This is a genomic window from Pseudomonas sp. PS01297 (assembly GCF_029959305.1).
GTDB classification, from domain to species: Bacteria; Pseudomonadota; Gammaproteobacteria; order Pseudomonadales; family Pseudomonadaceae; genus Aquipseudomonas; species Aquipseudomonas helleri.
In genome coordinates this window covers 1-19623 of the sequence record NZ_JASCPQ010000098.1, presented here as the reverse complement: position 1 = coordinate 19623, position 19623 = coordinate 1, and the positions used below count along the sequence as shown (strand labels likewise).

Genomic DNA, 19623 nt, shown 5'->3' with positions numbered 1-19623 from the left:
GGCTTGCTCGCGATGGTCGTTAACGATGATGCGTAGTGGCCTGTTAAATGAGGCGCTCTGAAGACCATCGCGAGCAAGCCCGCTCCCACTTGAGTCGTGTTGCTCTTAAGTGAACAGCATTGCGGTAGGAGCGAGCTTGCCTCGCGATCTTTTGACCTGAAAAAAAGCCCCTCTCCCGAAGGAGAAGGGCTGTTTGAACGCTTCGGATCGAACTCAAACCTGCGGGATTTTTCGCGGGGCCATGAAGTACATCCACGTCAGCGCAATGAAGTACATCGCCGGAATCATGGTGAACAACACGGTGTAGTTGTTGTTGGTGACGGTCAGTACATAACCCACGATTTGCGTCATGAACATGCCGCCGATGGCCGCGCACATGCCGCCAAAGCCGAACACCGTGCCCATCATGTGTTTAGGCGTGTAGTCCATCACCATGCTCCACACGTTGGCGGTCCAGGCCTGGTGCGCGCCCAGGGCCAATGCGATGGCGCCCACGGCAACCCACAGTTGGCTGGAGCCAGCCGCCATGACCACGCCGATGATGCATATCGCACACAGGAACATCGACACCAGCCGTGCCTTGACCGCCGCCATGCCGCGACTGATCAGCATCGAAGACAAAATCCCGCCACCGACGCTGCCGAAGTCAGCCGTGACGTAGATGATGATCAACGGGATGCCCATCTGCGTGACGTTGATGCCCAGGTTGTATTGCTGGTTCAAGAACGGCGGCAGCCAGTACAGGTAGAACCAGAACACCGGTGCGGTCAGCGAGTAAGACAACGCAAAGGCCCAGGTCCCGCGCATTTTCAGGATCGTGCCGAAACTGACTTTCTGTTGCTCCGGTTCTTTTTCGCTCTGGATGTAGTCCAGTTCCTGTTTGCTCACCGTTGGGTGCTCTTCAGGGTTGTAGTACTTCAGCCCCCAGAAGATCAGCCAGATACCGCCCAACGCCGCCATGCACAGAAACGCGGCCTGCCAGCCCCACACATGCAGCACCAGAGGCAACAGCATCGGGGTGAACATGGCGCCGACGTTGGTCCCGGCGTTGAAGATACCGCTGGCCACTGCGCGCTCACCGGCAGGGAACCACAGGCGCGTGGTTTTCACACAGGCCGGGTAGTTGGCGGCTTCGGTCAGGCCGAGAATAAAGCGGCACATCATAAAGCCGACGGCCGAGGTGGCCAGGCCGTGGGCGCCGGTCGCCAGGCTCCACAGCAACACGGCGCAGAAGAACACGCGTTTGACCCCGATCCGGTCGATCAGGCGACCTTGCAGGACGAAGCCAATGGCGTAGCCCACCTGAAACCAGAAGTTGATGTTGGCGTAGTCCATCGCCGTCCAGCTCATTTCCTTGGCCAGAATCGGTTGCATCACGCCCAGTGCGGCGCGGTCGATGTAGTTCAGCGTGGTCGCGAAAAACACCAGGGCGAGCATGCCCCAGCGGGTTTTACCAATGGCCATGGCGCCGCGGATCTTGTCGCCAATACCGGCGTGCGGGGTGCTTTGGGCAGAGTTGACGTGTGTCGATTGAGAAGGGGTCATGGCTATTTACCCGTCCGTTGAAAGGTCGGGTACCACGCCGGCGGCAGAGCAAAGCAGAGCGTCATATCAATAAGAGCAAGCATGAGTGGTTACCCGTTTTTTTTGGAATTGTTATGTGGTGTTGTGCAGCATTTATTGCAAAAGGTACGGGTTGGATGGTGGCGATTGGACAAAAAGTCGTCAATTCAACAAAGGGCATAGTGTTCGATAATCGCACGCAAAACTAACCGGTTGGTACAGACTGGTTGCTCAATGATAGGGTGCCCTTAATAATCAGGCTATTAGAAATGCCGTCGGTTGCAGGCGGTGGCAATCATGGGAGTGTTAAATGAAGCGTTCAATCGCCACTGTTTCCTTGAGCGGCACCTTGCCGGAAAAGCTCGACGCCATTGCCGCAGCGGGTTTTGACGGGGTTGAGATCTTTGAAAATGACCTGCTGTACTACGACGGCAGCCCCCGCGAAGTGCGCCAGATATGCGCAGACCTCGGCCTGGAAATCAGCCTGTTCCAACCGTTCCGTGACTTTGAAGGCTGCCGCCGAGACCGTCTGGCGCGCAACCTCGACCGCGCCGAGCGCAAATTCGACTTGATGCAGGAGCTGGGCACCGACCTGGTGCTGGTGTGCAGCAATGCCGCCGCCGACTCGGTGGGTGACCGGCAAATCCTGCTGGACGACTTGAGCCTGCTGGCCGAGCGCGCCGGGGCGCGGAACCTGCGCATCGGCTATGAAGCCCTGGCCTGGGGGCGGCACGTCAACACCTGGCAACAGGTCTGGGAGCTGGTGCGCGAGATCGACCATCCGAGCCTTGGCGTGCTGCTCGACAGTTTCCACACCTTATCGCTCAAAGGTGACCCGAGCGGCATTGCGCAGATTCCCGGCGACAAGATCTTCTTTGTGCAAATGGCCGACGCGCCCATTTTGGCGATGGACGTGCTGGAGTGGAGCCGCCACTTCCGTTGCTTCCCGGGGCAGGGCGAGTTCGACTTGCCGGGCTTTCTGGCGCCGATCATTCAGAGCGGCTACACCGGGCCCTTGTCGCTGGAGATCTTCAATGACGGCTTCCGCGCAGCGCCTACCCGCGCCAACGCGGCAGATGGCCTGCGTTCATTGCTGTACCTCGAAGAGAAAACCCGCGAGCGGCTGGTCCAGGAGGCCGCGCCTGCCGCCAGCCTTGAGCCGTTGTTCGCGCCGCCCAAGGCCAGTGACTACAAGGGTATCGAGTTTCTGGAGTTCGCCGTCGATGACAATCAGGGCGCGCAACTGACCCACTGGCTTGAGCGTTTGGGCTTCAGCAAAGCCGGTCAGCACCGCTCCAAAAATGTCAGCTTGCTGCGTCAGGGCGACATCAACCTGGTGCTCAATGCCGAGCCTTATTCGTTTGGGCACAACTTTTTTGAGGCCCATGGCCCTTCGCTGTGCGCCACCGCCATTCGCGTGCAAGACAGCGCCAGCGCGCTGGCCCGTGCCGTGGCTTATAAAGGCCAGCCCTATCGAGGCCTGGTCGGCCCCAATGAGCTGGAACTGGCGGCGGTTCGTGCGCCGGATGGCAGCCTGATTTATCTGGTCGATCAGGACGAAGCAGGCAACCCGTTATACGAATCGGACTTCAACCTTGCGACCGCCCAAACCGCCCAAGGCGGGCTTAAGCGCATTGACCACATGGCCATGGCGCTGCCAGCCGACAGCCTCGACAGCTGGGTGCTGTTCTACAAGAGCTTGCTGGACTTTGAAGCGGATGACGAAGTGGTGCTGCCGGACCCGTACGGTTTGGTCAAAAGCCGCGCATTGCGCAGCCGTTGCAGCACGATTCGATTGCCGCTGAACATTTCTGAAAACAAAAACACAGCTATCTCACATGCGTTGTCGAGTTATCGCGGCTCCGGCGTGCATCACATTGCGTTTGAGTGCGACGACCTGTTCGCTGAAGTCAGCCGCGCCAAAGCCGCAGGCGTACCGCTGCTGGATATCCCGTTGAACTACTACGACGACCTGGCGGCGCGCTTTGATTTTGACGATGAGTTTTTGAGCGAACTGGCCTACTTCAACGTCTTGTACGACCGCGACGCTCAGGGCGGTGAGCTGTTTCATGTGTACACCGAGCCGTTTGCCGGGCGCTTCTTCTTTGAGTTGTTGCAGCGCAAAAACGGCTATGCCGGCTATGGCGCGGCCAACGTGGCGGTACGTTTGGCGGCGATGGCCAAGTCGCGCACCGGGGCGGTGCGTCAGGCCAAGCTGTAGGACGTTGCGCGAATACGTTTGTCGACTTCCTTCGATGAACCACTCGGGCCATAATCGCGGCCATCTTCCGATGGCCGTGAGCCTGTAATGACCCAGATAACAGAAGTCGACACCGACGCCACGGCGCCCGCAGTCGAACCGCGCAAGAGCCGGAAAAACAACCCGGAAAAGACCCGCGAAAACATCCTTCAGGAAGCCCTGGCCGAGTTCGTCGAACAAGGGTTGGCGGGCGCACGCGTGGATGCCATCGCGGAGCGTACCCGCACGTCCAAACGCATGATCTATTACTACTTCACCAGCAAAGAGCAGCTCTACGTCGAAGTGCTGGAGAAGCTCTACGGCGAGATCCGCAGCACCGAAAACCTGCTGCACCTGGATGAAATGGAACCCCGGCAGGCGATTAAAAAGCTGGTTGAATTCACCTTTGATCACCACGACCTGAACGCCGATTTTGTGCGCATGGTCAGCGTCGAAAATATCCACAAGGGCGAATACATCAAGCGTTCGGAAGGCATCAAAGCCATGAACGACACGATTGTTCATGCCCTCGAAGAGATCCTGCGCCGAGGCGTTGAGCAGCAGGTGTTCCGCCCAGGTTTGAACCCGCTGGACGTGCACCTGCTGGTCAGTTCGTTCTGTTTTTACCGCGTGTCCAACCGCTACACAGTCGGTGAGATTTTTCAGATCGACTTGTCCGACCCGCAGGTTAAACAGCGTCAGCGCGAGATGATCTGCGACTCGGTGCTGCGCTATTTACAGGTGTGAGTGAGATCACGCCTTAGCCGTTCATTTCCTGGAAGTGTGCGAGCAGGCGTGAGGCGTCAGCGCTGGCGCCGCTGATCAGTTCAAACGCCTTGACCGCCTGGAACACTGCCATGTTGCCGCCATCCAGCGTGCGGCAACCCAGCGCGCGGGCATGGCGCAGCAACTCGGTTTGCAGCGGGAAGTACACAATCTCGGCCACCCACAGCTCTGAGCGCAGCCACTGTGCGGGCACGGGCATGCCCGGCAGCTTGGCCATGCCCATGGGCGTGGTGTTGACCAGCCCGTTGGCCCTGCTCAGCGAGGCCTCAAGGTCAGTGCCGGCCTTGGCCCGCGACCCGGCAAAGTGCTGATTCAAGTTGTCTGCCAGGCTCTGTGCGCGGGCTTGGTCGACGTCAAAAATATCCAGCCGTTGCACGCCTTCGCTGAGCAGTGCGTAAGCCACCGCTGAGCCCGCACCACCCGCGCCCATTTGCACCACGTGGCGCACGGCAACGCCGCTCAAGCCGCGACGAAAACCTTCGGCAAACCCCGAACAGTCGGTGTTGTGCCCTATGCGTTTGCCGTCCCGGAAAATCACCGTGTTCACAGCGCCAATGCCGCGGGCTTGATCAGATAACTCGTCCAGCCAGGGCATGATCGCCTGCTTGCACGGGTAAGTAATGTTCAAGCCGCTGAAGCCCATACGCTCAGCGGCGGTCAGCAGGTCGGGCAGGGCGTTATTATCGAGCTGCAACACGTCCAGATCGATCAATTGGTACACGTAACGCAGCCCTTGCGCCTCGCCTTCGCGCTCGTGCATTGCCGGTGTGCGGGAGGCCTGGATACCGGCGCCGATCAGCCCGGCCAGCACTGACTTGGTTGTGTGGGTCGACATGCGCTTAGCCCTTCAATTGGCGGCTGAGGTGTTGCAAGGCCAAGCGATAACCGTTGCTGCCAAACCCGCACAACACGGCTTGGGCAATGCCCGAGACGAAGGAGTGATGACGGAAGGCTTCGCGGGTATGGACGTTGGACAGATGCACTTCAATCACTGGCAGTTCACTGGCGACCAAGGCATCGCGAATGGCCACCGAGGTGTGGGTCCAGGCGGCCGGGTTGATCACAATCGCGGCACAGCGCTGGCGAGCGCCATGGATCCAGTCAAGCAATTCGCCTTCGTGGTTGGTTTGGCGAAACTCGACGTTCAAGCCTTCTTCGCGGGCCGTCTGGCCGCACAAATCGGCGATGTCTGCCAGCGTTTCGTGGCCGTAAACACCGGGTTCGCGGGTGCCAAGCAAGTTCAGATTGGGGCCGTTAAGCACCAGGACGATAGGGGACATAGCAAGCCAACTCTACTTTGTTTTTATAGGGTCGCCTGAGCGCTGCTCAAGCGGTTGGCTTAAATTGTACCAGCCGGTTAATAAGGTCAATTGGGTGACAAATACCGACACCTGTTTACGCCATTAAGTGGGCGTTTATCGAACAATGCGCGGGTCCCGCTAATATCAATTGAAAATCATTCTCGACAAAAAGTAAGATAGCCGCCCCTTTTCCTCATGCGTCAGGGAGTCGGTTTGTCGGATATGGACCTCAAGGGCTTGTTCCTCAAGCATGCCAGTACCCTGCGCGGGTACCTGGCGCGCAAGGTGCGAGACCCACAGCTGGCCGCCGATCTGGTGCAAGAGAGCTTCCTGCGCCTGGCCGAGCGCGGGCGCAAGGAACAGATCGACAACTCCCCCGGTTACCTCTACCGCGTGGCGGGCAACCTGCTGGTCGACCACATCCGCCAGGAAACCCGGCGCAAGACCGACTCGGTGACGCACGAGGCCTTGGCTGACATTGAGGACGAAATGGCAGAGCTGGAGGCTCAGGCAATGGCTGAACAACAGCGCATGGCGCTCAAGCAGGCACTGTCAGAGCTGCCCGAGCGCACCCAGGAAATCTTCCGCCTCAACCGTATCGAAGGCATGACCCATGCAGAAGTGGCGCGCCAACTTGATATTTCTGACAGCTCCGTGCAAAAACATCTGTCCAAAGCGCTGGCGTATGTCATGCAACGACTACAAGCAACTGAGAAATAACCTACCTGAGTTTCGATAAACGGCTTACTGAATATCGGCAGGCCAGACGTCACTGCTTATACATAACGAGAAATTGAGATTCACACGTGAATAGCCAAGGCCGCGAACAACAGATCATCACTGAGACGGCCGCCGAGTGGGCGGTGCGCCTGCACGCGGGTGACCTGGACGCTGCGGCGCAGGTGCAACTTGAACAATGGCTGGCCGCTGATGAGCGCCACGCGCCTGCCTTGCAATTTGCCAAGCAAACCTGGGCGGCCTTGGGGGCGTTGGCGCAGGACCCGGAAATGGCCAGACCAGCCCCACGCCGTCAGCGCCCGGAAGCGCCGCGGTCTGCACCCGTTACTCGGCGCAGGCGCCCGCTGCGTTGGGTCGGGCGTGCTGCGGTACTGTCCTTGGTCTTGGCAGTGGGCTGGATCAGCGGCCCGACGGTGCTGATCAATATGCAGTCCGACTACCGCACCGGCGCAGGAGAAATCCGTACCGTGCAGCTCGATGACGGCAGCTCGGTGGAGCTGGATGCGTCGAGCGCCATCCGCATCGACTACGACACCTACGAACGGCGAATCAGCCTGCTGGCGGGCTCGGCAGTGTTTGACGTGGCGCCGATGGGCGAGGCAGAAGTCCGGCCCTTTGTGGTGCAAAGCGCAGGCGGGCAAACCAAAGCCTTGGGCACACAATTTGTTGTCGGGCGCCAAAGCAGCGACCAGGCGTGGGTCGGGGTGTTGCAACACAGCGTCGCTGTGAGTCTGCAAAGCCCGACGGTTCAAGGCGCGGCCCGACAAACCCTGCAAGAGGGGCAAAGTGCGCGGTACAGCGCGAAGTTGGGTGTGCAGCCTTTGCCAGGCTTTGACTTGAGTGCGGCCACCAGTTGGCGGCGCGGCGTGCTGATTTTTGATCGCCAGCCGTTGGGTCACGTGATCGAACAACTCAACCGCTATCGCCCCGGGCAAATCGTTTTGGCCAACCGTGCCTTGGCCGATCGGCAAGTCAGCGGCGTCTTCCGCCTCGAAATGCTCGACAGCGCCTTGCACACCCTCACCCAGGAACTGCACGTCAAACGTGTGGAACTGGCAGGCGTCAGCCTGATTTATTAAACCGATCCCTGTAGGAGGTGCCGCCCCGTCTTCGACGCCGCGCTGTCGCGCAGCAAACAGGCCACCGACTATCTTCAGCATCCCCCAATCGGTTCCCTCTCCTTCGGGAGAGGGCTAGGGTGAGGGGGTCTTGATTTGAGAGGGTTTGAGTACATATCCATTGCTGCGGCAACGGCCACTTAGGGTTCCGCCCTTACGGCGCGTCACTTTGAAAGCGCAAAGTAACCAAACGCTTTTTGCCCCAACCCCTCGGTGCCTCGCTGTGGCTCGGCATGCCCTCACCACAGGCCTTACTCCGTGGGCCCGCCGCGATCGGCCATCCCTGGCCGTGTCGCGGCTAACCCGGCGTCCTGCCGGGTTACCCACTGCGCAAAACCTGCGTTCGGCCAGCGTGGTTTAACGGGGCCTCTTAGATCAAGATCAAAAGCCAGATCAAGATCAACAGATCGCGAGCAAGCTCGCTCCTACAGAGTCTTTAGAATCAATCACTTATTTCATGTTTGATAAGAGCTCGCCTCGCGATCTTTTAAAAGATCAAAAGATCGCGAGGCAAGCTCGCTCCTACGCGGGTTTCATCAGCCAAATCCTGCTTCTGAAAATTATTCGCAAAAACCTTTACTGACTTTTCCCCGCCCGTTCGTCTTGCTATTGAGATTCATTCTCATAACAAAACACGTAAGCCTGGGGATAACAAAAAATGGTCGTTAGTCAGCGCAAAGGGAAGCAGCCCGCAAGCCGGTTGGCCTTTGCTGTACATGTGGGAATATTGGCCGTATTGGCGGCGCACGCACCGGTGCACGCCGTTGAAAAAGTCAGCAGCGCCATTGCGCAAGAATTCATCGCCTTCCACATCCCGGCGCAGCCGCTGGACAAAGCGGTGCTGGTGTTTGCCGAGCAAGCCGGTTTGCAGGTGCTGTTCGACAGCCAGATGCTGCGTGGCCTGACTTCGCAGCCCCTTAACGGTGACTTCGGTGTGCAAGAAGGCTTGGCGCGCCTGCTGGGCAGCAACCCGGTGGAATACCGCTTTACGGGTGAACGCCAAGTGACCTTGACCCGTGTGAGCGGTGAGGCCAAAGGTGCGCTGGCGCTGGGCACCATTTCGGTGACCGCCAGTGAGAACGGCAACGGCGCAGACTGGGTGTACCAAACGCCCCAAGCGGTGTCAGTGATAACCCGCGAGCAAATCAACAAGCGTGCCCCGCGCCATGCCGCCGACATGCTCGAAGAAACCCCCGGCGTGTACACGGCTGTCGACCAGCGTGACCCAGGTTTGTCGATCAATATTCGTGGGGTTCAGGACTATGGCCGGGTCAACATGAACGTTGACGGCATGCGCCAGAACTTCAACGTCAACGGCCACCAGCACCGCAATGGCGTGATGTTGATCGACCCGGAAATGGTCTCCAGCATCGAAATCGACAAAGGCTCGCAGTCCACCCTGGGCGGTGCCGGCGTTATCGGGGGGATCGCCACATTCAGAACCCTCGAAGCCAGTGACTTCCTGAAAGACGGCAAAGAATACGGCGGGCGCATTCGTGCGGGCAGCGGTATCGGCAACATGGGCAACGGCACCTATTTCAACGGCGGCGGGGTGTTCGCGTTTGGCAACGATATCGGTGATGCCTTGTTTGCCGTGAGCGAGCGGCACTTCGGCAACTACCGCAGCGGGCGGCAGCATGCGGGCAATTTAGGGTCTCAGCTGCGGCTCAAGGATGTACGCCCCGAAGCCTGGAAAAGCTGGCTGAAAAGTGAAGTCGGTGACGCAGGCAGCGTGACCCGCTCGCAAATGGCCAAGTTCGGTCTCAACCTGCCGAACGACCAGCGCGTGCAGTTGAGCTACCTGAACACCGACAGCGACAGCAATGATGCCTGGACCTACCTCAAGGCTGATCAGTCGGGTTATGACTATGTCCGGCACAGCAAAAACAACCTGAGCACCGCCAACTACGCCATTGACTACAGCTGGAACCCGGACAACGAACTGATCGATCTGAAGGCCAAGCTGTATTACGTCGATACGCAACTGGACCGTGCCAATGCCCGGCATAACGCCACGGCGGGCAACGCCTTTGGTGCTTATAAAGACCGTTTCCAGACCGAGACGTGGGGGGCACAGGTTCAAAACACCTCGCTGTTCAACTTCGACACCTATGGTCAGTTGAGCGTGAATTACGGCCTGGAGATGTATCAGGACACATTCACGCCGCGCACCAACAAAGTGGCCGCCGTTAATGAATCCTCGTTGCCTTATGTAGAAGGTGCTAACCCTCCTGGAAAACGCACCGTGGCCAGCCTGTTCAGTAATCTGGAGTATGACTACAACGGTTGGTTGAACCTGAGCGGTGGTTTGCGCTATGACCGCTATCGGATGGAGGGCAAAACAGGCATGACGACTTACCTCAAGGACGTTCGTCGTTATGAAGATGGCATTGCGATCGTCGATAACAAGCCGGCGACACGTACTGAGAGATTCTTCGATGTAGATCGTGAGAGTGGACATTTTTCGCCAACGTTTGGCATTGCAATCAAACCCGGTGTCGACTGGTTGCAACTGTATTCGCATGTGGGCAAGGGGTGGCGTCCACCGGCGGTGACCGAAGTATTTATGAGCGGGCGCCCTCATGGCGGGAACTCATCTGAGCGGGTGTTCCCCAACCCTTACCTTAAGCCTGAAGAATCAAAAGATTGGGAGCTGGGGTTCAATATATTTAAGGAGTCTTTGTTTTTTGATAATGATCGCTTAGGAATCAAGGTTTCATATTTTGATAATAGAATAAAAAACTTCTCCTTTATGCGGTACGCGGTTGCCATGCCCGAGGCCCCCATTCCAAGTTTGACAGATTTGACCTATGCCAATAATTTGGAAGATACGCGGTTTAGAGGCGTTGAATATCAACTGAATTATGATATGGGGCGCGCTTATACAAACTTAAGCTATACCCATATGATTGGCAGTAATGATTTTTGCTCGCCCGATTATTTTATGGGTGGCGCCAAGAAATCCGGGAAAACGCTTAAGTCCGTTATCGAGCGTTATACGCGACCCGATGGAACAACAGGCATACGCAGTGTCCGTGAGTATGAATGGTTGGATGATCCCGAAAGAAATGGCCGAATCGGTTGCGGCGCGATAATGGGTAACGCCGCTTATATGCCGGCGGACAGAGGCTCATTAACAGTGGGTGCGCGCTTCTTGGAGCGGCGTTTGGATACTGGAGTCCGCTTGCGTTACAGCCCGGGTAACGGCAAAGACCTTAATGCTCATAGCTATAAGTCGCTCGAGCAGGCCATGTGGCCAAAATACAGTGTGTATGACCTGTATGCCAGTTACTGGATGACCGATGATTTAAACATCACATTGGTTATGGAAAATGCTACGGACGAGGCCTACTTTGTTGCAATGGGTGATGTTAATAATTTGAGTATGGCCCGCGGGCGAACACTGAGTGGCATGCTCGAATATAAATTTTAAGCAATAATATTTATTGTTTTTTCAAGAATTTGCCCTTGTCGGGCAAATGCACACTTATGTGCGCTCACTAAAACTGTCCAAGGAAGAGGTTTAAGTATGACTATTTCAGTTACATACAATTCCGTATACGGTGATATTTCCGTTAAGGAAGTACTCAGTGCGTGGTCCGCAGGCTTTAAAACAGCCGGCCATGGCGAGAGCAATACAGGTGGTTTTAATACGGGTGCGCGTAGCTATGATGGCGAGCAATATGCGACACATGGCGCCAATGGTTCTGACTACGCATTTATTGCTGAAAGCAATGCAAGTAACGGTTTGCATTATGTGTATAACCCGGACCTCCCGGCCAGCAGCAACCAGAACCACTTCCTGTGGGGGCAGTTGGATAATGTGAAGCTGGGTGAGGTACTAACAGGCGGTTCGGTTAGCCCGTTTGGTTTTGACGATTACACCGTCTCCTTCAACGGCCTCGACCTGTCCGCCGCCAGCGATGCTGGCCGTGCAGGCAACGCCGTTCAGGACGTGATCTACGGCCTGATGCGCGGCAATGTGGCGGGCCTGGAAGGCGTGCTCAACACCCTGCTGAGCGAGTTCAATCTGAGCACCGATTCGACCTTCGACCAACTGGCGGCTGCCGGTCTGGCGCACGCCGACACCGCGTTTGCGGCTGATATCGGCCTGGTCGGTGTGCAAGACGCTGCCCAAGACTGGGCGCTGGCGGCTTAACACGCTCTCTCAGGCTTGAACCCAATCCTGTGGGAGCGGGCTTGCTCGCGATGACCTCGCTGGCGAGTCAGCTCCCGCAGTTTGATCGGTGATTTTTCCACGGAACCCTCTTCATGACCCGGCCCAAAGCCCACGTCGCCAACGAGATGCTGGCTGCCTTGACGGCCTACAAACGTGCTTTTTTCAACATTGGCCTGTTCTCGGCCGTGATCAATTTACTGATGCTGGCCCCCGCGCTGTACATGTTGCAGGTGTACGACCGGGTGTTGGCGTCGGGCAATGAAATGACCCTGTTGATGCTGACGCTGATGATCCTCGGCCTGTTTGGCCTGATGGGCGCGTTGGAATGGGTGCGCAGCCAGGTGGTGATCCGCCTCGGCACGCAAATGGACATGCGCTTGAATCAGCGGGTCTATGACGCCGCCTTTGAGGCGCAATTAAGCACCGGTAGCCCGGCGGCCGGGCAGGCGCTGAATGACCTGACCAGCCTGCGCCAGTTCGCGACCGGCAATGCGTTGTTCGCGTTTTTCGATGCGCCGTGGTTTCCGGTGTACCTGTGGGTGATCTTTATGTTCAGCCCGTGGTTGGGGCTGCTGGCCCTCGGTGGTGCGGTGCTGTTGATGTTGCTGGCGTGGCTTAATCAGCGGGTGTCGCAGGGGCCGCTCAAGGCCGCCAGCGAGTTATCGGTTGAGGCCACCCAACAGGCCAGCGCGCATTTGCGCAATGCCGAAGCGATTGAGGCGATGGGCATGCTCGCGACCTTGCGCGGCCATTGGCTGGCGCAGCACACGGCATTTTTGGCGCAGCAGAACCTGGCCAGTGAAAAAACCGCCAGTGTCGGTGCCTGGTCCAAAGGCGTACGTCTGGCCCTGCAATCACTGGTGCTGGGGCTGGGTGCATTGCTGGCGGTGCAAGGGCAAATCACCGCCGGGATGATGATCGCCGGGTCCATTTTGATGGGCCGGGTGCTGAGCCCTATCGATCAGTTGATTGGCGTGTGGAAGCAATGGACTTCAGCGCGGCTGGCCTATCAACGCCTCGAATCACTCTTGCAGGCGCATCCGGCCCGCCCGCCGCGCATGGCGCTGCCCGATCCACGGGGCGAACTGGCGGTTGAGCAACTCAGCGCCAGCGCACCCGGAACGCGGCGTGCCACGTTGAGCAACCTGAGTTTTACCTTGCCCGCCGGGCAGGTGCTCGGTGTGATCGGCCCGTCAGGCTGCGGCAAGTCGACCTTGGCCCGCTTGCTGATTGGGGTCTGGCAGCCGCTGGCTGGCAAGGTTCGGTTAGATGGGGCGCAATTGTCGCAATGGGACAAACAGCAACTCGGCCCGCATCTGGGGTATTTGCCTCAGGACATTCAGTTGTTTGCCGGGACCATCGCGCAAAACATCGCCCGCTTTGCCCAGGTTGATGCCGACAAGGTGTTGGCGGCGGCGCAGATGGCAGGTGTGCATTCACTGATTTTGCAAATGCCCGAAGGCTACGACACCCGCCTGGGCGACGGCGGCGCCGGGTTGTCGGGCGGGCAGAAGCAGCGCATCGGCCTGGCCCGTGCTTTGTACGGCTTGCCCGCGCTGATCGTGCTCGATGAACCCAACGCCAACCTTGATGAAGCCGGGGAGCAAGCCTTGCTACAGGCCATTGCCCAACTCAAACAGCTCAAGCGCACGCTGATCCTGATCACCCACAAACCCAACGTACTGACCCTCACGGATCAGCTGTTGATCCTGCGCGAAGGTCAGTTACAAGCCTTTGGCCCCTCCGCCAAGGTGCTCGCCGCGCCCAAGCCCGCAGCGCCCAAACCGGCCATGAATGTGAGCTACCGACTGGGCACCGTAGAGGCGAACAAAGCATGAGTGCCGCAAACGCCAAACCGCCCTATGAGGGTAACGTGCTGCAACTGGACGATCGTCGCCATGCGCGTCTGGGTTGGCTGTTGATGCTCGGCGGGTTTCTCGGGTTTCTCGCCTGGGCTGCTTTGGCGCCGCTGGACAAAGGCGTCGCGGTGTCGGGCAAGGTCATGGTGTCGGGCAATCGCAAAGTGGTGCAGCATCCCAGTGGCGGGATTGTTGAGCGCATCGACGTGCGTGATGGCGACCGTGTTCAAGCGGGGCAAGTGCTGATCCGCCTCAAGGAAACTCCGTTGTTGGGCCAGGCGCAGTCGCTGCGCAGCCAGTTTTATGGCTCGTTGGCCAGCGAGGCCCGGCTCAATGCCGAGGTGGAGGGCGCTGCGAATGTGAGTTTTCCTGCTGAGCTGATGGCGCTGCAACACGAGCCCGAAGTGGCGTCGAACCTGGCGTTGCAACGTCAGTTGTTCGCCAGCCGGCGTCAGGCGTTGCTGCTTGATCAGCAAGGCATCGGCGAAAGCATCGCCGGAGCCGAGGCGCAATTGCGCGGGGTGCGTGACTCGCAAGCCAATAAAGTGCTGCAACGCATGGCATTGGACGAGCAACTGCAAGGCCTGCGCGAATTGGCCCGCGAAGGGTACATCCCGCGTAATCGCCTGCTGGACAGCGAGCGGGTGTACGCCCAAGTGCTGGGCTCGATCAGCGAAGACTATGGCCGCATCGGGCAACTCCAGCGTCAGGTGCAGGAGATGCGCCTGAAAATTCGCCAACTGAGCGAGGAATATCAGAAAGAAGTCCGTACGCAATTGGCGGACACCCGCATACGCAGCGAAGACTTGCGCAACCGCTTGGCATCGGCCGAGTTTGAACTGGCCAACAGCCAGTTACGCGCTCCGGTGGCGGGGATTGTGGTCGGGCTCGATGTGTTTACCGAAGGCGGGGTGATCCGGCCTGGCCAGGCTTTGATGGAAATCGTCCCGCAGGGCGAACCCTTACTGGTCGAGGCGCGGGTGCCTGTGGAATTGGCCGACAAGGTTCACGCCGGTTTGCCGGTGCAACTGATGTTCTCGGCCTTTAGCCAAAGCACCACGCCACGGGTGGCGGGCGAGGTGACGCTGGTGTCGGCAGACCGTCAGGTCGATGAGCGCACCGATGAACCCTATTACACGTTGCGGGCGCAGGTCAGCGCCGAGGGCATGGCGCAACTGGCCGGTTTGCAGATTCGCCCCGGCATGCCGGTCGAGGCCTTTGTGCGCACCGGCGAGCGCTCGATGCTCAATTACCTGTTCAAACCCTTACTGGACCGCACGCACATGGCGTTGGTGGAGGAATGAGTGTGCGTCGATTGTGCCGCGGGGTGTTGATGCTGGGCGCGGTGTTGGCCAGCCCGGTACAGGCATTGGGTTTGCTTGAAGCCTATGACTTGGCGGTGCGCAACGATCCGACCTTTCAGGCGGCGATAGAAGAGCGCGCTGCGGGCCAGGAAAACCGGGCCCTCGGGCGTTCAGCCCTGTTGCCGACGCTGGCCTGGAATTACAGCAACTCGCGCAATGAGTCTGAAGTCACGCAATCGCACACAAAAACCGACCGCGATTACCGCAGCTATGCGGCGACGTTGACCCTGCAGCAACCGCTATTGGACTACGAGGCCTATGCACGCTTTAAACAAGGCGCGGCGCAGGCCTTGCTGGCCGACGAGCGTTTTCGCAGTAAAAGCCAGTATTTGGCGGTGCGGGTTTTAAGTGCCTATAGCCAGGCCTTGTTGGCGCAGGAGCGGATTGAGCTGAGCCGGGCACAGAAACGGGCGTACAGCGAACGCCTGCAACTCAATCAACGGCTGTTAAAAGGCGGAGAGGGCACTCGAACCGATTTGCTTGAAACCCAGGCGCGCCTGAGCCTGGCGGTCGCCCAGGAAATCGAAGCCCAAGACACGCTGGATGCCGCCTTGCACGAGCTGGAGGCCATGCTCGGTGAACCGTTGCAGGTGGAGCAGCTTGACCCGTTATTGCCGCACTTCAGCATTCAGCCGCTGGAGCCGCAGCGCTTTGAAAGCTGGCGCGAACTGGCCCTGGCCAATAACCCGGACCTGGCGTCGCAACAGCACGCCCTGACGTCCGCCGAGTACGAAGTGGAACGCAAGCGGGCCGGGCATTTGCCCAAGCTCAGTGTGTACGCGAGCAGTCGGCAAACCAGTTCGGACTCTGAAAGCACCTACCACCAGAAGTACGACACCAACAGCGTCGGCATCCAGCTCAGCGTGCCGTTGTTTGCCGGGGGCTCGGTGTCGGCATCGACTCGCCAGGCGGCACGGCAATTGTCGCAGGCGCAGTACGAACTGGACGCGCAAACAGCCGCGACATTGGTGGACTTGCGCAAGCAGTACAACCTCAACAGCAGTGCGGCGGCCAAGGTGCGGGCCTACGAAATGGCCGTGCAGTCAGCCAGTGCGTTGGTCGATGCAACGCGCAAAAGCGTGAGTGGCGGGGAGCGGGTCAATCTGGATGTACTGGATGCCGAGCAGCAACTGTATAGCGCCAAACGGGATTTGGCCGAGGCAAAGTACGCGTATTTACTGGCGCGGGTGCAACTCAAGTACTACGCGGGCTTATTGAATGACGCGGATTTACTGCAGGTGGCGGGGTATTTTCACGTTCAGAAACCGTAGCGCGCCCATCGCGGGCAAGCCCGCTCCCACAGGGGTTCAACTTGTGGGAGCGGGCTTGCTCGCGATCAGGCTTTAGCGACGAACCAGCAACACACCCGATTCCATGTGGTGAGTCCACGGGAACTGGTCAAACACGGCGCAACGCTCGATACGGTGCGTGTCGTGCAGTTGGGCGATGTTTTCGGCCAATGTCAGCGGGTTGCACGAGATGTACAGGATGTTGTCGAAGCGGCGGGTCAGTTCGCAGGTGTCCGGGTCCATGCCCGCGCGCGGCGGGTCGACGAAGACGCTGCCGAATTCGTAGCTTTTCAGGTCAATGCCCTGCAAGCGGCGGAACGGGCGGACTTCATTCAGGGCTTCGGTGAGTTCTTCTGCCGACAAACGCACCAGCTTGACGTTATCCACAGCGTTGTCGCTGAGGTTGTTCAAGGCGGCGTTGACCGAGGTCTTGCTGATCTCAGTGGCCAGCACGTTGCGTACGCGAGTCGCCAGCGGCAGGGTGAAGTTGCCGTTGCCGCAGTACAGTTCGAGCAGGTCGTCGGAACGCTCGCCCAATGCTTCGTATGCCCAATTGAGCATTTTCTGGTTAACCGTGCCGTTTGGCTGGGTGAACGCGCCTTCGGGTTGTTGATAAGTGAAGGTACGGCCCGCAATGTCGAGCTTTTCGACCACGTAATCACGACCAATCACGACGCGCTTGCCCTTGGAGCGGCCAATCACGCTGATGTCGAGGTCTTTGGCCAACTGCTCGGCAGCGTTTTGCCAGTGCTCGTCCAGCGGGCGGTGATAGCACAAGGTAACCATGGCATCACCGGCCAAGGTGGTCTGGAACTCCACCTGGAACAGTTTGTGGCTCAGCGCCGAGCTGGCTTGCCACGCAGCCTTGAGCTGCGGCATTAACTGGTTGATGCGCAGGCTGGCAATCGGGAAGTCTTCGATCAGGATCGGCGTGCGCTTGTCATCCTGGGCGAACATTGCGTAGTGGCGCTCGCCACCTTCGCGCCACAGGCGGAACTCGGCGCGCAGGCGAAAGTGCTTCAACGGCGAGTCAAACACCTGCGGCTCAGGCGCATCGAACGGCGCCAGCAAATCGCGCAGTCGTTGGGCCTTGGCCTCAAGTTCCAGGGCGTAGGTAGCAGAATCAAACGGCAAAGCACTCATGCGTTAAACCAACCCAGCTTGACCACAAACAGAATCGACAGAATGATCAGCGGCGCATTCAGCTCGCGGGCGCGACCCGACAGCAACTTGATCACGGTCCAGGAAATAAAGCCGAAGGCGATGCCGCTGGCGATGGAGTAGGTGAACGGCATGGCCAGCGCGGTGATCACCACCGGTGCAGCAACGGTCACGTCTTCCCAGTCGATTTCGGCCAGGCCGCTCATCATCAGCACGGCCACGAACATCAGCGCAGGCGCGGTGGCGAACGCCGGAACGCTGGCCGCCAGTGGCGAGAAGAACAACGCCAGCAAGAACATGATGCCGACCACGATGGCGGTCAGGCCGGTACGGCCACCGGCGCTCACGCCCGCTGCCGACTCGATGTAGCTGGTGGTGGTTGAGGTACCCAGCAACGAACCGGCCATGGCCGCGGTGCTGTCAGCGATCAGGGCGCGGCCCATTTTCGGCATGTGGCCGTCTTTGCCCATCAGGCCAGCGCGCTTGGCCACACCGATCAGGGTGCCGGAGTTGTCGAACAGGTCAACGAACAGGAAGGCGAAAATCACGCTGACCAGACCGATGTCCAGTGCGCCTTTAATGTCCAGTTGCAGGAAGGTCGGGGCCAGCGACGGCGGCATCGACATCACGCCACCGAAGTCGGTCACGCCCAGGGCGATGGACGCAACGGTCACCGCCAGAATGCCGATCAGCACCGCACCGCGTACGCGCAGGGCTTCCAGGGCTACGATCAGGGCAAAGCCCAGGGAGGCCAGGATCACTTTTGGCTGAGACAGGTCGCCCATGCCCACCAGGGTAGCCTTGTTGGCCACCACGATACCGGCGTTACCCAGGGCGATCAGCGCCAGGAACAGGCCGATACCGGCAGCAATGGCCGAGCGCAGCGGCAGCGGGATGCTGTTGATGATCCATTCGCGGATGCGGAAGATCGACAGCAGGAAGAACAGCACCGCTGAAATAAACACCGCACCCAGCGCCACTTGCCAGGTGTGGCCCATGTGCAGGACCACGGTGTAGGTGAAGAAGGCGTTCAGGCCCATGCCCGGTGCCAGCGCGATCGGATAGTTGGCGATGATGCCCATGATTGCCGAGCCGATGGCGGCTGCCAGGCAGGTCGCGACAAACACCGCGCCTTTGTCCATCCCGGTTTCGCCGAGGATGCTCGGGTTCACGAAGAGGATGTAGGCCATCGCCAGGAAGGTGGTGATACCCGCAAGAATCTCGGTTCGCACAGTGGTGTTGTGTGCTTTGAGTTGAAACAGCCTTTCCAGCATGCCAGTCCCCGTGGCGCCACCGGCGCCGTGATTAAATCGTTTTCAACAGCAAAGCACAGACGCCTGAGGCCTGAGGTTTTTCTGTCTGTCGGAAAAAGCCGCGCATCATACCAGCAGCACGGACGTCTGGCTGCTTTGCTGACTCAACGGCGCGATGTTTTGTAACGTCGAGTGCACAGGCATACTGCGTGCCAGTTATCGGGGGGATCCATGAAGCACACCATCAACGCTTTAATTGCCGGTTGTTGTCTGTTTATAAGCGCCGGGGCGAGCGCCGCGCCGGCGATGCCATTGAGCACCGTAGAAATTCTCAAGGTGGCGTCTAAATCAGGGGCTGTGGAGGATGTGTCGGATGGTCGCGAGCAGACCAAAATGCAGCACCGTGGGCCGCACATCAAAGTGTATGTGCTGGAACGCGGCTACGGCGGCCAGCCCACGGTGACGTTTGACGGCCAGATCATCGATGGCGTGCGCACCCCGGTGTGCAATAAAGGCGAGGGTTTGGTGACCTGTGACGGTGCGGGCACCACCGTGGGTTACGTCTACACCTTCGATTTGGGTAACAACCAGGACGGCTGGTTCCAGTTCAGTAACACGTCGCTGGTGGCGCCCTACACCCGGCTAGGTGCGAAGTTGCACATTAAATAACCTGGCCTACCTCCTGTAGCCGCTGCCGCAGGCTGCGATAAGGACCGAAGGACCTTCTCTTTTGAACAGCGCGATCCCTTCGGGCTCGATCGCAGCCTGCGGC

Annotated in this window: 15 protein-coding genes; 10 read left to right on the top strand and 5 right to left on the bottom strand. The window is 58.9% G+C overall.

What is annotated here, in order from left to right:
- Window positions 1-213: 213 nt before the first annotated feature.
- Window positions 214-1545, bottom strand: a complete 1332-nt coding sequence (locus QMX84_RS22220; RefSeq protein WP_153330266.1) for an MFS transporter — start codon at window positions 1543-1545, stop codon at window positions 214-216.
- A 328-nt stretch (window positions 1546-1873) separates the two neighbouring features.
- Between QMX84_RS22220 and quiC the strand changes: the two genes are divergently transcribed.
- Both quiC and QMX84_RS22210 read left to right on the top strand, forming a co-directional pair.
- Window positions 1874-3784 (top strand): 3-dehydroshikimate dehydratase QuiC, encoded by a 1911-nt coding sequence (quiC, locus tag QMX84_RS22215; RefSeq protein ID WP_282364796.1) that lies wholly within the window; start codon window positions 1874-1876, stop codon window positions 3782-3784.
- Between the two features lie 87 nt (window positions 3785-3871).
- Window positions 3872-4549 (top strand): TetR/AcrR family transcriptional regulator, encoded by a 678-nt coding sequence (locus tag QMX84_RS22210; RefSeq protein WP_048367465.1) that lies wholly within the window; start codon window positions 3872-3874, stop codon window positions 4547-4549.
- Between the two features lie 13 nt (window positions 4550-4562).
- On the opposite strand, the gene QMX84_RS22205 is transcribed toward QMX84_RS22210, so the two are convergent.
- Together QMX84_RS22205 and aroQ are read right to left on the bottom strand one after the other, a co-directional pair.
- Window positions 4563-5423 carry a shikimate dehydrogenase gene (locus tag QMX84_RS22205; protein ID WP_282364795.1) on the bottom strand — a complete coding sequence of 287 codons (861 nt, stop codon included), beginning with the start codon at window positions 5421-5423 and terminating at the stop codon, window positions 4563-4565.
- A gap of 4 nt (window positions 5424-5427) precedes the next feature.
- Window positions 5428-5868 (bottom strand): type II 3-dehydroquinate dehydratase, encoded by a 441-nt coding sequence (aroQ, locus tag QMX84_RS22200; RefSeq protein WP_048390627.1) that lies wholly within the window; start codon window positions 5866-5868, stop codon window positions 5428-5430.
- A 234-nt stretch (window positions 5869-6102) separates the two neighbouring features.
- Here aroQ and QMX84_RS22195 point away from each other — a divergent pair, with 234 nt between their 5' ends.
- The 7 genes from QMX84_RS22195 (at window position 6103) to QMX84_RS22165 (ending at window position 16419) form a co-directional block, all read left to right on the top strand.
- Window positions 6103-6609 (top strand): sigma-70 family RNA polymerase sigma factor, encoded by a 507-nt coding sequence (locus QMX84_RS22195; protein WP_282364794.1) that lies wholly within the window; start codon window positions 6103-6105, stop codon window positions 6607-6609.
- Between the two features lie 86 nt (window positions 6610-6695).
- Window positions 6696-7706: a FecR family protein gene (locus tag QMX84_RS22190; RefSeq protein WP_282364793.1), complete on the top strand. Its 1011-nt coding sequence runs from the start codon at window positions 6696-6698 to the stop codon at window positions 7704-7706.
- 697 nt (window positions 7707-8403) lie between these two features.
- On the top strand, window positions 8404-11178 hold the full coding sequence (locus QMX84_RS22185; RefSeq protein ID WP_282364792.1) for a TonB-dependent receptor: 2775 nt from the start codon (window positions 8404-8406) through the stop codon (window positions 11176-11178).
- A gap of 96 nt (window positions 11179-11274) precedes the next feature.
- Complete coding sequence (locus QMX84_RS22180; protein ID WP_282364791.1) at window positions 11275-11904, top strand: heme acquisition protein HasA; 630 nt, start codon at window positions 11275-11277, stop codon at window positions 11902-11904.
- A gap of 113 nt (window positions 11905-12017) precedes the next feature.
- Entirely contained in the window at window positions 12018-13763 is a 1746-nt protein-coding gene (locus QMX84_RS22175; protein ID WP_282364790.1) for a type I secretion system permease/ATPase, read from the top strand.
- Window positions 13760-15088: an HlyD family type I secretion periplasmic adaptor subunit gene (locus QMX84_RS22170; protein WP_282364789.1), complete on the top strand. Its 1329-nt coding sequence runs from the start codon at window positions 13760-13762 to the stop codon at window positions 15086-15088. The genes QMX84_RS22175 and QMX84_RS22170 overlap by 4 nt, the downstream gene beginning before the upstream one ends.
- Window positions 15085-16419 (top strand): TolC family outer membrane protein, encoded by a 1335-nt coding sequence (locus QMX84_RS22165; RefSeq protein WP_282364788.1) that lies wholly within the window; start codon window positions 15085-15087, stop codon window positions 16417-16419. Before QMX84_RS22170 ends, QMX84_RS22165 begins: the two co-directional genes overlap by 4 nt.
- Window positions 16420-16491: 72 nt before the next feature.
- Here QMX84_RS22165 and trmA read toward each other — a convergent pair whose 3' ends face one another.
- Both trmA and QMX84_RS22155 read right to left on the bottom strand, forming a co-directional pair.
- The gene (gene trmA / locus QMX84_RS22160) at window positions 16492-17580 is read right to left on the bottom strand and encodes a tRNA (uridine(54)-C5)-methyltransferase TrmA (protein ID WP_048367450.1); all 1089 of its coding nucleotides are present in this window, start codon (window positions 17578-17580) and stop codon (window positions 16492-16494) included.
- Window positions 17577-18872 carry an NCS2 family permease gene (locus tag QMX84_RS22155; RefSeq protein ID WP_048367449.1) on the bottom strand — a complete coding sequence of 432 codons (1296 nt, stop codon included), beginning with the start codon at window positions 18870-18872 and terminating at the stop codon, window positions 17577-17579. The genes trmA and QMX84_RS22155 overlap by 4 nt, the downstream gene beginning before the upstream one ends.
- A 210-nt stretch (window positions 18873-19082) precedes the next feature.
- On the opposite strand from QMX84_RS22155, the gene QMX84_RS22150 reads away from it, so the two are divergent.
- Window positions 19083-19520 (top strand): YolA family protein, encoded by a 438-nt coding sequence (locus QMX84_RS22150; RefSeq protein ID WP_262126678.1) that lies wholly within the window; start codon window positions 19083-19085, stop codon window positions 19518-19520.
- The last annotated feature ends 103 nt before the right edge of the window (window positions 19521-19623 follow it).